The organism is Paenibacillus residui, assembly GCF_042677205.1.
GTDB lineage: Bacteria > Bacillota > Bacilli > Paenibacillales > NBRC-103111 > Paenibacillus_L > Paenibacillus_L residui.
The window spans coordinates 26,058-38,793 of record NZ_JBHTIU010000074.1 but is presented as its reverse complement, the minus strand read 5'-3'; the positions used below and the strand labels follow the sequence as shown (position 1 = coordinate 38,793).

General features: G+C 54.2%; 11 protein-coding genes. 8 read left to right on the top strand and 3 right to left on the bottom strand.

What is annotated here, in order from left to right; all coding sequences use genetic code 11:
- The first annotated feature begins 4 nt into the window (after positions 1-4).
- The 4 genes from ACFQ03_RS18470 (at position 5) to ACFQ03_RS18455 (ending at position 3,592) form a co-directional block, all read left to right on the top strand.
- Positions 5-955, top strand: coding sequence for an aldo/keto reductase family protein (locus ACFQ03_RS18470; protein WP_379290039.1), 951 nt, complete (start codon positions 5-7; stop codon positions 953-955).
- A 274-nt stretch (positions 956-1,229) separates the two neighbouring features.
- Positions 1,230-2,510: a DegT/DnrJ/EryC1/StrS family aminotransferase gene (locus ACFQ03_RS18465; RefSeq protein ID WP_379290037.1), complete on the top strand. Its 1,281-nt coding sequence runs from the start codon at positions 1,230-1,232 to the stop codon at positions 2,508-2,510.
- A 442-nt stretch (positions 2,511-2,952) separates the two neighbouring features.
- Positions 2,953-3,384, top strand: coding sequence for a universal stress protein (locus tag ACFQ03_RS18460; protein WP_379290035.1), 432 nt, complete (start codon positions 2,953-2,955; stop codon positions 3,382-3,384).
- A 55-nt stretch (positions 3,385-3,439) separates the two neighbouring features.
- On the top strand, positions 3,440-3,592 hold the full coding sequence (locus ACFQ03_RS18455) for a hypothetical protein (protein WP_186328244.1): 153 nt from the start codon (positions 3,440-3,442) through the stop codon (positions 3,590-3,592).
- Positions 3,593-3,641: 49 nt separating this feature from the next.
- Here ACFQ03_RS18455 and ACFQ03_RS18450 read toward each other — a convergent pair whose 3' ends face one another.
- Positions 3,642-4,814, bottom strand: a complete 1,173-nt coding sequence (locus ACFQ03_RS18450; RefSeq protein ID WP_379290033.1) for an NAD(P)H-dependent flavin oxidoreductase — start codon at positions 4,812-4,814, stop codon at positions 3,642-3,644.
- Between the two features lie 1,437 nt (positions 4,815-6,251).
- Between ACFQ03_RS18450 and ACFQ03_RS18445 the strand changes: the two genes are divergently transcribed.
- From ACFQ03_RS18445 to ACFQ03_RS18430, 4 genes are all read left to right on the top strand, one after another.
- Entirely contained in the window at positions 6,252-7,034 is a 783-nt protein-coding gene (locus ACFQ03_RS18445; protein WP_379290031.1) for an alpha/beta fold hydrolase, read from the top strand.
- Between the two features lie 870 nt (positions 7,035-7,904).
- Positions 7,905-9,326: an NAD-dependent malic enzyme gene (locus tag ACFQ03_RS18440; protein ID WP_144933925.1), complete on the top strand. Its 1,422-nt coding sequence runs from the start codon at positions 7,905-7,907 to the stop codon at positions 9,324-9,326.
- Positions 9,327-9,479: 153 nt separating this feature from the next.
- On the top strand, positions 9,480-9,830 hold the full coding sequence (locus ACFQ03_RS18435) for an MmcQ/YjbR family DNA-binding protein (protein WP_144933927.1): 351 nt from the start codon (positions 9,480-9,482) through the stop codon (positions 9,828-9,830).
- A gap of 313 nt (positions 9,831-10,143) precedes the next feature.
- Positions 10,144-10,524 carry a DUF3889 domain-containing protein gene (locus ACFQ03_RS18430; protein ID WP_379290028.1) on the top strand — a complete coding sequence of 127 codons (381 nt, stop codon included), beginning with the start codon at positions 10,144-10,146 and terminating at the stop codon, positions 10,522-10,524.
- Between the two features lie 2 nt (positions 10,525-10,526).
- Here the strand turns inward: ACFQ03_RS18430 and ACFQ03_RS18425 are convergent, their stop codons facing one another.
- Positions 10,527-11,753, bottom strand: a complete 1,227-nt coding sequence (locus tag ACFQ03_RS18425) for a CynX/NimT family MFS transporter (RefSeq protein WP_379290026.1) — start codon at positions 11,751-11,753, stop codon at positions 10,527-10,529.
- Positions 11,719-12,453, bottom strand: a complete 735-nt coding sequence (locus ACFQ03_RS18420; protein ID WP_186328246.1) for a FadR/GntR family transcriptional regulator — start codon at positions 12,451-12,453, stop codon at positions 11,719-11,721. Before ACFQ03_RS18420 ends, ACFQ03_RS18425 begins: the two co-directional genes overlap by 35 nt.
- Positions 12,454-12,736 lie beyond the last annotated feature (283 nt).

Sequence of the window (12,736 nt, the reverse complement as noted above, 5' to 3'; positions counted from 1 at the left end):
CGGAATGCAGTACAGACGTTTAGGAGCCAGCGGCTTGAAGATAAGCGAAATTGGCTTGGGCAGTTGGCTGACCTATGGAAATTCAATGGAAGAGAAGCAATCGGAAGCGGTCGTGGACAAGGCTTACGAGCTGGGGATCAATTTTTTCGATACGGCCAACATGTATGGCAGAGGTGCCGCAGAACGGATCATGGGCAAGGCGCTGTCAAAATACCCGCGGCATTCCTACGTCATTGCGACGAAAGTGTTCCATCCGATGGGGGACGGGCCTAACGACAGAGGGCTGTCCCGCAAGCATATTATGGAGCAATGCGAAGCCAGTCTGCGGCGGATGGGTGTCGATTATATCGATTTGTATCAATGTCACGGCTACGATTCGAACACTCCTCTCGAGGAGACGCTGCGGGCGTTGGATGATTTGATCACGCAGGGGAAAATTGTTTACGCCGGGGTAAGCCGCTGGAAGGCGGCCCAACTTGCGGATGCCGTCCACACCGCCGAGAAGTATAACCTGGACCGGATCATCTCCAATCAGCCCCAGTACAACATGTTCGCGCGGGGTCTGGAACAAGAGGTGCTGCCCTTGTGCGAACGGCACGGGATCGGGCAGGTCGTCTTCTCTCCGTTGGCCCAAGGGGTGTTGACCGGAAAATACAAGCCGGGCATGGCTCCGCCGGAAGATTCCCGAGCCGCCGATCCGAAATCCAACATGTTCATGCAATCATTCATTCAGGAAGCAAATCTGGTTAAAGTGGAGAAAATGCGGCCGATTGCCGAGCGAAACGGGCTTAGTATGGCTCAGCTTGCGCTGGCTTGGATTCTGAGGCAGGATAATGTGGCCAGCTGTATCATCGGCGCCTCCCGTCCGGAGCAGGTGGAGGATAACGTCAAGGCGGCGGGAGTGAAGCTGCCGGCCGGAGATCTGGAAGAAATCGAAGCCATTTTAAACGGATAATTCGGTTTTTCATCGACGTAGGGCCGTTGACGATAGCCAATCGTGAGAGGCTTCGAGCCGGCAGGCAGGCTGATTAACCGGGAGTGAATTATAGACATTTTATAGTTAAGTCGCTTACTCTCTTTTGCATTATAATGGTCGTAAGTAAGGGGGATCGGTAGAAAATGCAGCCGGAGCCGCCCGCCATCCGATCCTGAAAGGGCTGTCATGGCCTGTCTTGTCAGCTTTGTCGGTCCGAGGCACGAATCCATTATGAGGAAAGAGGGTAAGGACAATGGAAAAGGTTGATTTGGAGAAGCTGGCTTTAAACGGTGGAGCTCCTGCCCGGAGCAAGCCGCTCCCGCCCAATTATCCGGGGGCAGTCGTCATGGGAGAGGAGGAGGCGGTTCACGCCGGTCAGATCATTAGGGCACAGTCTCCTTTTCGCTTCTATGGGCCCGATGTGCGGAATGCGGTAACGACGCTGGAGAGCATGATGGAACGGGACTTGAATGTCCCTTATGCCTTGGGGGTAACCTCCTGTACGGCCGCTCTTGTCGTTGCTTTGAAAGCTTTGGGCATAGGGTATGGGGATAAGGTCATTGTTCCCGCCGTCACTTTTCTGGCTACGGCCGGAGCGGTAGTATCCGCCAATGCGGTACCGGTTTTTGCCGATGTGGATGAGAGCCTGAATCTCGATCCCGCCGACCTGGAGCGCGTCATGGATGAGGAAGTGAAAGCGATTATTGCGGTCCCCATCCTCGGCGTTCCCTGCGACATGGACCCGATTATGGACTTTGCCCGCAAGCATGGAGTTCCGGTTATCGAGGATGTGGCCCAATCCTGCGGGGTACAGTACAAGGGTCGTTACGCCGGCGCTATCGGCGATGTCGGGGTTTTCAGCTTTCAGATGAATAAAATAATTACCGCCGGCGAAGGTGGAGCGGTTGTCACTCACAGTGCGGAACTATATGAGCGTGCGGCAAGGTATCATGACCAGGGGCTGCTGCGGCCGCAGTTGAAGGAGCGTCACGGGCTGAATCCGGATGAGGAAACCGCGGCGTTCATCGGGCAAAACTACCGGATGAGCGAAATTACCGGAGCCGTTCTGATCGAGCAATGGAAGAAGCTGGACGGAATCGTGGCGACGATGAGGAGCCATCACCGGTATTTGAAACAGGCACTGGCTGACAGTGTGCCGGGCATCCGGTTCCGTTCTTCCCCGGATGAGGAGGGTGATATCGGGTCCAATCTCGGGATCATCCTGCCGTCGGCTGAGCAAGCACAGACCTTCATGAAGGCTATGCAGGCGGAAAATATTACTGCCCATACGTTATATGGAAATCTCCCGGTTTACAGGGTTCCGCAAATTTTTCATCAGCGGACCGCAGAGAAGGATAACTTCCCCTTCAATTACCCGTTTCAAAAACCGGTTATCTATACGGAGGACATGTGTCCGCGGGCGGTTGACCTGCTGCCGCGCACCGTCTTCGTACCGCTCAGCCCGGTGCTGGAGCAGAACGATCTGGATGAAATCGTCAGCGGCATAACGAAAGTCTATCGGACCCTGGACTAGACGGCAAGAGCGGGACACCCGCCTTGGAGACAGGGATGAATGCAGTCCGATGACAACGTATATGAAATAGATAAGAAAGCCTGCTTCCCGTTCCGGGCAGCGGGCTTTTTCTCCGGGATTCGAAATCGGTGGTCTGTTCTTTTGCAGAAGGAAGAGGTATTAAGGGGGCTGTGGAAGCTAAAAGAGAGCTGGTGCCGGGGAACGGGATGGAGGCTGAATCAGGTCCGGAACCCGAACCGGAACCCGGAAACCCGGAACCTTGAACCCCGAACCCCGAACCCCGAACTCGGAAATGGAGCCGCAGCCCTGTTTACGAGATTGACATCGGTGCCGGACAAATGCTACCCTTCAAATAAGTGGACTTACTTGTATTGGACAACAAAATTATAAATACGGAACAACCCACCATTCGTTCACGTATTTGACAGGAGAGATGAAGACGATGTTATTTTCAAAGTTACTGGTAGCTTATGACGGGTCCGAGACTTCGAAGAAAGCTCTGGATAAGGCGATCAGCTACGTCAAGGAAAATCCGGCAGCCCAGATGGAGGTCGTCTACGTCCTGAACATGCAAAGCCTCATTATAGGAGAAGCGATGATTAACATTCCGGTTCACCTCGAGAATGAGATGTACGAGCAGGCGGAATCCGTCGTGAAGGAAGTGAATGAGCGGCTGGCCGAGTTCTCTGGAGCGAAGGCGATTCTCAAGCGCGGTGCGCCGGCCCGTACGATTCTGGAGTATGCGGAGGAAGGCGGCTTTGACGTCATCATCATCGGAAGCCGCGGGCTTGGCGGACTTCGCGAGTTCATGCTCGGAAGCGTCAGCCATAGCGTAGCCCAGCATGCCGAAATTCCGGTGCTTATCGTGAAATAACAACGGAGATAACAGTTAGCATGAGGAAGGCCCCGAGGAACCGGGGCCTTTTAGTTTGCGGCGTGCCCAGTCAAGCATGCCGCATCAAAAAAGTGAAGCTCCGCTCACGGCATCCTCCGTCTGGTTGCGGATGGGAAACTATGAGCAGCAGAGACATTCCGCAAGGAGGCTGACGGCGCTGGGGGAAGTGGAGGCGATGAACGCCTGACCGGCATTCCAGGAGGCCTGAGCTACCTGGGCCCGGGCATTCTCTTTGGTCAAGCGTTAAGACGGCCGAACAGCTCCGACACTTGCCGGACGGTCCGGCGGATGATGTCGGCCGCCCCTTCCGTCCGGCACAGGGCGGAGGCCTGTCCCGCCCATAGCGACATGCCTTCGGCATCGCCGGCCCTCGCGGCCGCTTGCCGGATATCGCGCGTCAGGGCATTCTGGACGGGGTAGGGCGGTATCCGCACCTCGCATCGCTCCATGTCCGCGATGAACGAGTTGCGGATGCCGCGCGCGGGCCTGCCCGAGAACGCTCGGGTCAGCGTCGTGCTCTCATCGGTGGACCGCTTAAGCTCCTCCTGGTAGCGGGGGTGAGCCCCGCTCTCCAGAGCGGTCAGGAAAGCGGTCCCCATCTGCACGCCCGACGCGCCGAGAGCGAGCGCAGCGGCTACCCCGCGCCCGTCCATAATGCCGCCGGCGGCGATGATCGGCACGCGGACGCGGTCGGCGATCTGCGGGATGAGCGCCATCGTGCCGACGAGCGCCTGCTCGTGCGGGACGGCAAATGTGCCGCGGTGACCGCCGGCTTCGCTGCCCTGGCCGACGATCAGGTCGATCCCGGCCTGCTCCAGCCGGACGGCCTCGCTCACCGTAGTCGCCGTGCCGATGGTGACGATGCCGCGGCTTCGCAGCCGGTCGATCACATCGCCGGAGGGCTGCCCGAATGTGAAGCTGAACGCCGGCACCCGTTCCTCCAGCACAGTTTCGAGCTGTTCTTCGAACGGTTCACTGTACCGGTCGGGAGCCGGCGGGGCTTCCGGGAGGCCGAGCTTCCGGCGGTACGCACCGAGCGCTTCGTTCATCGCTGCGATGTCCTCGGGCCGCACTTCGTACGGCTCCGGAATGAACAGGTTGACGGCGAACGGCCGGTCCGTCAGCTCGCGGATGCGGCGAATGGCTTCGCGGATTTGCTCCGCCGTCATGTAGCCGGCGCCCAGCGAGCCGAGTCCGCCGGCATTGGAGACGGCGGCGACGAGCTCCGGCGTCGTGCTGCCTCCGGCCATCCCGGCCTGGATGATCGGGTAGCGAAGGTTCAGTTTTTCGCTGACAGCGGTTTGGTACCAGGGCAAGGAAGCGGAGGATGGGGCGGCGTTCGTGTCGGTAGAAAGCCCCGAAGCAGTTTCATTGGCAGAGAATGCGGGCGTAATGTTTGGTTTGGCCATACATATCAGCTCCTTTTTACCGAATGATCTTTAGACTATTGCTCAGCTGTCAGTTCATGGTGGAAAAGCGAAATTAAGATGATTGTGCCGGAGTAAAAGTTCAACGGCTGTGTAGCAGCAATGAAACCGGACAGGCAGCGATGTCACATCCGAGGCCAACGATTCTGTAACGGATATTAACAATGGCGCACAACAAATGGCAGTTGAACAGTACGGGCAACATGGCACAATAGATGGCCCTGAGCCTGTAACGATTAACAATGGCGCACAACAAATGGTAATTGAACAGCACGGGCATCAATGACACAACAGACGGTAATGAAACTGTAGCGGACTTAGGAAGGCTGTCGATTCATTTGGGAAAGGTATTACAACAGGATGTTGTACTAGTGAAAAGTCTGATTGATATAGTATCAATGAAACTAGTTATGGTTAAACAGCGAAAATGTAACGGAACTGGGAGACCCTATTTCGTCAAAATAGGCCGTTTTTTTAAACTAACGGAACCAGGCGCGCTTATTGCTTGGAATTCTCCTACTTTCGCGAGCATTTCTAGGGAATAAGGTCATCTGGTTCCGTTAAAATGACCGAAAGGCCCTTTTGGGGCGAATAAGGTCATCTGGTTCCGTTAAAACCAAAACCCTGCAGGATCTTCGCATGATCTCTGGTTGCATACCATTAATCGACAGCCTCTTAGGGGACCTTATTCTGCCCAAATCGGCCGTTTTTTCGTGCTAAACGGACACAGATGCGCTTATTTCATAAATTTCTGCTGTTTTCGCCTGCGTTTCGTATAAATAAGGTCATCTGAGTCCGGTAAAATCGCTGAAAAGCCTTTCTGGACCGAATAAGGTCTCTGGTGTCCATTGCAACCAATATTGCTAAGCTGGACATGCATCCTAATTATCCGCAACCGCATATGTTTCCGGGCAATTCATCCGAAATCATGGAACGAACAGGCTCGTCCATGTGGATGAAGTGAAAATTCGATGTGCCGCTGGCCGGAAAGCGGGACCTTATGACAAAATGCGGCCGGATGCCGCAATCCGCCCACGCCTTCCCGCGGAGCGGGAGTTCAAACCTATTATAGTCTATAGAAGTTTCCCTCTTCTACTTTTTATCATGAAGGTTGAAGAATCGGGCAGCCAGCCGTCCATTTAATATCCGGCGAGAAGAAAGGTGGTTCGCTCCGAAAAAGATGGCGATTTGCTAGTTTTTGGTGTGCAAAGGCTGGACCCTCGTACCATATGTGCACATTTAACTGTATGATATTTCATACCAAGGAGCCTCACTCACGGAATTAGTACGCCCATCTGTACGGTATTTCATACAAAATGCACCCGTTCGCTTCAAGCTAACACGCATTTGTACCTCTAGCAGGCAGTTTGCTGCCGGGGACGCAGAGGTTGAGAACAAAGGAAAGGGGAAAGTGGAAACTTGAGCAATTATAAAACCTACGGAACGGCTCCATACCAAGTCCTGTTAATTCACGGAGGGCCCGGGGCGGCCGGAGAGATGGCCCCTGTTGCAGAGAGGCTGAGCGGCGAAACAGGTGTGGTTGAAGCATACCAAACCAAACGAACGATAGATGAACTGTTGACAGAATTAGATGACATCATTGACAAAGCATGTGACTCCCCGGTTACATTATGCGGCTATTCCTGGGGAGCTTGGCTGTCCTATATATATTCCGCAACATACCCTGACAAAGTAAGAAAGCTCATACTCATCAGCAGCGGGCCCTTCTATGAACACTATGCCCCTGAGATCGCGGCAGCCAGAAGGAGCAGAATGTCTGAGGAGGACAAGCTGGCTCATGATCGTCTGGTGAGCAAACTCAATCGTAACGGGACTACGAAATCCGATGATTTACGAGATTTCGGCAGGCTGATGACCCAAATAGACAGTTATGCTCCCCTTCCATTGGAAGCCGATTCCATGAATGTAGACATGGAGATTTATCAGAGGATTTGGCCGGAGGCCAGCAGTCTGCGGGCAAGCGGCAAGCTGGCGGAGTATGGAACAAGCATTTCTTGTCCGGTTGTAGCGATCCATGGAACCTATGATCCTCATCCGTATCAAGGCGTTATCGAGCCTTTATCCGGACGCGTTAAAGACTTCAAGTATATTTTGTTGGAGAAATGCGGACATACTCCGTGGATCGAAAGATATGCACGAGACCGTTTTTACGAAGTGCTCCTTCCAGAATTGGAAAAATAGCCCTATCCCTCATCAATAAGTTGCCGTTTTTTAAGTGAAAAACTTAATAAAAGTGAACATTCGGTGAACCCCGTCCTCAAACCGGCAGGGGCATGCTACAATGAAACAAAATACGGTAAAGAGGTGACTGCGTTGTGGGCACAGCGATGGTTGTTTCTTTCATATGCGTGATCATTGTATCCGCTATGACATTCTGGGTGACCCGGCTAGCCTATTCCAGGAAATGGGAGGAATCGGATTCGGATTAATTCCATTCATTTATTAAGACAGCACCGATAATAGTTATAGAGTAATTAACCGGCCATTCTCATGCGAAGCGGCCGGTTTTTTGCATAGGCTGCGATATAAATTAACGAGCCTGTTGTCCGGTGCTCTTATATTCTTTCGCCACATGACGCCGCTGCAGCGCTGCAAGGAGGGCGCCCGGGCACCAAAGCTTGCAGGCATATTTTACTCAAGAAAAATATTTCCAACATATAAACCAAGAACCGGCGGTATGCCGGATGGGGTGTCGAGTCGGTCCCGGCCGGCGCTTCCGCAACCCTTCAAGGCACGCTGCTGCTTTGTCTGGATATCTCTTGAGCGATCCATTCGTCTTTGCTTTCTCACGAACGCATCGGCTTCCCCTTCTCCTTCTCCTTTCGATTTTCAACCCTTCCTATCCGGAAAACGTGAGTGGAGGCTGATTAAGGAGGATTCCGGAAAATGACGGCGATATGGCACCTTTAGCCTTAGCTTGATTATTTTGGCAAAATATTTCACAATAAAAGCAAAGCAGAGCTTCGATTTCATACCGCTGAGTGCTTGACCGATACCGTTGCAAACCGATGAACCTTATGTCAAAAAAAGGGAAGAGGAGGGGCTCAGGCCTTGAAAAACGCAGCAGCCAGTACTAGCATTGTTCTGCGCCTGGAAATCGACAAGGAGCAAACATCCTTCGGACAGATCGCGACCGCAATTGGCGACGCCGGAGGAGATATTATCGCCGTCGACGTTACCCGGGCGGGTAAAACCTCGACGACCCGGGATATCACCGTTCAACTGACGGACGCCTCGCTCAGTCAAGACCTCGTCCGAAGCGTCGCCCAATTGCCCGGCGTCCAGGTAATTAACGTCTCAGATTCGACGTTCTTACTTCATCTGGGCGGCAAAATTGAAGTGACGCCGAAGATGCCGATCAAGAACCGCGATGATCTGTCCCGCGTCTATACGCCGGGCGTTGCCCGCGTGTCGATGGCGATCCACGAGAAGCCATCCCGCGCCCATACGCTGACGATCAAGCGCAATACGGTGGCGGTCGTCTCCGACGGAACCGCCGTGCTCGGGCTCGGGGACATCGGCCCGCTCGGGGCGATGCCGGTCATGGAAGGCAAGGCGATGCTGTTCAAGCAGCTGGCGGGCGTCGATGCTTTCCCGATTTGTCTGGATACCCGGGACACGGAGGAAATCATCCGCACCGTCAAAGCGATCGCCCCGGCCTTCGGCGGCATCAACCTCGAGGACATCTCGTCCCCGCGCTGCTTCGAGATTGAGCGGCGGCTCAGCGAGGAGCTCGACATCCCCGTGTTCCATGACGATCAGCATGGAACGGCAGTCGTGCTCCTGGCAGGCCTGCTCAATGCAGTGAAGCTCGTCGGCAAGCGGCTCGCCGACTGCAAAATCGTGCTGTGCGGGCTCGGCGCGGCCGGCATCGCCTGCACGAAAATTTTGCTTGCCGCCGGCGCGCAGAATATCATCGGCGTCGACCGCTGCGGCGCGCTCGTCGCGGGGAAGACGTATGCGCATGAGGCGTGGAATTGGTACGCCGCGCATACGAATCCCCACCGCGAGCAGGGAGCGCTATCGGACGTCATCGCGGGAGCCGATATTTTCGTCGGCGTCTCCGCTCCGGGTGTCCTGCGGGTCGACGACGTGAAGAAGATGGCGCCGGACGCGATCGTGTTCGCGATGGCGAATCCGACGCCGGAGATCGCGCCGGAGGAGGCCGAGGGCTACGTGCGCGTCATGGCGACGGGCCGCTCCGACTATCCGAACCAGATCAACAACGTGCTGTGCTTCCCCGGCTTATTCCGCGGCGTTCTCGATTGCCGGGCGTCGCGGATTACGGAAGGGATGAAGCTGGCAGCCGCGAAGGCGATCGCTTCGGTTGTCGGGGAGGATGAGCTGAACGAGCTGTACATTATCCCGAGCGTGTTCAACCAGAGCGTAGCCGAGAAGGTAAGAGAGGCGGTCATCGATGCGGCTTATGCAGAAGGTGTAGCCCGCCGCAGGGATTTTCGCGAGAACAAATAGCTGAATCGCTTTGTCGGAATCTATCAGAGCGTGGCTGGCTGGAGAGACGGCTTCCTTGTAACCGATAATGCTCCATAGTTGAGTTACTTTCCGACAGATCGTTTTGTTCGGTATTTATCAGACTTTTTTACGATTGGCAGGAGGACACGGTGAATGAAAGAGTGGATTGAATATGGCTTGGCCAAGAAAGGGGCGTTCAAGGATTACCCCTTCGGAGCGCAGCCGTTGGTTCTGAAGGTGGGCACCCGAATGTTTGCCCTCATCGATGAAGAAGGGAATCCGGGGAGTATGTCCTTGAAATGCGATCCGGAAATGGCCCATCTGCTTCGGCAGCAGCATCCTTCGGTCAGGCCGGGGTATCATCTGAACAAGCAGCACTGGAATACAATCAGCTTGGACGGCACCGTGCCCGAGGAAGATATAAAGTGGATGATGGATCACTCTTATGAATTGGTCGTCAAGGGCATGAAGAAATCGGAAGCCCGCGAGTTGGGTTTACTTTAAAATATTAGAAACTATAGGAGAGTATAATATTCACCTAGTGCCCGAAGCCTTGATTTCGATTGACATTAGCCTGCACATTTGCTCGTCTTTAGCTGATGCTAGCTAAATTTCGTCTAAGCACCTGCATTATTGCACGTGCTTATCCATTAAACTTTCCCCAACGGCACTTCGAGGCAAGGACCGCTGCAGACCATACTGCCGCGGTCCTTCTTTTGGAACGGATTGAAGCCGAATAAATGAGCATGGCCTCCTTCCACATGAATAATTCATTCCATCCCGACAAAAGTTAGGAAAAATGATGGAGGAAACCTGTATGAAAAAAGCATTGGCAGCAGCCATTATTTGTATCGGTGTGGTCATGTTCGCCCCTGAGGCAGCGTCTGCCGACGGGAATCCGGCAAGTCTTGAATGGCAGGGACCGTTCACGTTTTCTTTAGTCCATAATGCGGAGCGGAACGTCCCGGAATACGCCAAGTGGGGAAACCTGGCTATGAGGGAAGCCAGCAAGAAGGGCTATCAAATTTTAGATTACAAATATGTAGGTAAACAAAAAATCAACCCCACGGTTACCGAGCAAACCTTCAAATTCTGGGTTAAGAAAGCCGGTAAGCCGATGGGGCTGTATGTGTCGCTGCGGTATGAGACCGCTACGGAAAGAGTATTGAATATCGATTATCGGGAGACCGCCCGTTAGGCCTAGGCTTGATGCTCTTTGTCCGAGGACAAGCCCACATAAGCATCGCGTCCCGCTCCCAGGCCTAAGATGAGCAGAAGCAAGACGGTTGCCAGAAGCAGAAGCAGCGGAACGGTCCAGTTAAGCGTATAATCATGAATCCAGCCCATGAGCATGGGGCCGACGGCTGCCAGCAAATAACCGATACACTGGGCCATACCGGACAACCGGGAGGTTTGCCGGGGATTATTCGTCCGCAAAGCTATAAACACAAGTGCTAGACTGATATATGCCCCGCCGCCCAGGCCGATGAAGGCTACCCAAAGCGGCAGCAGAGACGCCCCTCCGGCAAACAGGCCGAGGTAGCCGATCGCGGAAAAGCAGAAAGTAAGGACGACGAAGCTGCGTTGACTGGGTCGGCGTCCGGCCAACAACGGCATAAGGAAAGAAGTCGGCAGGCTGCAGAGCTGCATCAGGGAAAGCATCCAGCCTGCAGCGGTAGCGCTGTAACCGCGGTCCGCCACGATTTCAGGCAGCCATGTTACGGTTACGTAGAAGAGCAGGGATTGCAGCCCCATAAAGAAAGTAACCTGCCAGGCTAAAGCCGATTTCCATAAGGGGCTGTTCTGATCGGCTTTCGCTGTCACTTCCGGCCGATGAGAACGCAGTTGAGGCAGCCATACTATAATAGCCAACACGGTAACCCCTGCCCAGCAGACGAGAGCCCCCCGCCAGCCAAGCCCGAGTCCGACGGCCATCGGGACACTGATTCCGGAGGCCAATGCTGCCCAAAGATTCATGGACATGGTATAAACCCCAGTCATAAGTCCGACATGATTGGCGAAATGCTGCTTGACCAGAGCGGGCAGCAGGACGTTGCATACGGCAATCGCAAGCCCGATCAGCAGCGTTCCTGTAAACAAGGTAAGGGTATTAGGAAGCGACCGCAGCACGGTACCGACAGCGAGCGTAATTAAGCTGGCGAACAATGTATTCTCCGCCCCGAACCGATTAGCGATGGACGGTGCAAGCGGAGAGAGAATGGCAAAGGCGATCAGAGGAAGGGTGGTAAGCATGCCGACCAGCGCACCGGATAAGCCGGTGTCCGCTTGGATCGTTCCGATTAAAGGCCCGACGGCCGTAATGGAAGCGCGCATATTAGCGGCTACCAGAATAACGCCGATGACCAGCAAGGCTCCGGTCAGTTTAATAGGTTTATTCATTACTGCAGGTTTTGTCATGTTTCTCATTGTTGGCTTTCCTTCCTTCCCGGTGGTGAAGACTGGTTTGCAGAGCTTCGATGTAAGAACGCACGGCTTCCTCCGCCGCTTCTGGATCGGAGTTGGCAATCGCCTCAACCATATCATGATGCGCCTCATGATGAGGCTCAATAGTTAGCGTTTCGTCCACGGCGGTGTCGATGGATTGAAGAAGCGCATCCGCCATGTGCTCGTATAAATCGATCAGCAGACCGTTATAGGTAGCCGCCAGTACGGCTTGATGCAGCATCAGATCCGCCTTGATGTAAGCGGCCGTATCGTTGCTTCTGAGCGCAGCATTACGACGCTGCAGACATGCGCGCATCTTGTCGATGTCCTCTTCGGTACGCCTCATGGCGGCCAGCCTGGCCGCTTCCCGTTCGAGGCAATACCGGACCTCAAACGTGTCGGCAACGCTCGATTTGCGCAGCCGGCGCTGAATCGCTGCCCTCAATTCACTGGAGGAGCATACATAAGTGCCGTCCCCGGGCTTCGCCTCCAGCAGCCCTGTATGGATTAAAGCCCGAACCGCCTCGCGAATCGTATTCCGGCTGACTCCCAATTGATTCACGAGCTCCGGCTCCGCGGGAATTCGTGAGCCTACCGGCCATTTCCCGGAACTGATCAGCTCTTCCAGCTGGGCCGCTACCTGCTGGGACAGGGTCAGTCGGGTAGGTTGCTGCAGTTTCAATTTTATGACCTCCTTTTTTCCATAAATGTATAGGTAATCACTCAATTGTCTCGATACGAGCAGTGGTTTTAAGAATGGATGAAACTGGCGAAAATAGGCTTGGATAGATGATGTAAACATTATCCAATCATCCAAACGTAGGATGTTTGATACTTTGACCATTATACGCCTCACTTTTGATGGATGCAAGCCTGAAAATAGGCGCCATTAGAGCGATACGATAAACTTTCCCTTAATCATGCTGCCGATCCGGCCGGATGAAACCGGGTCAATTTTGCATTGA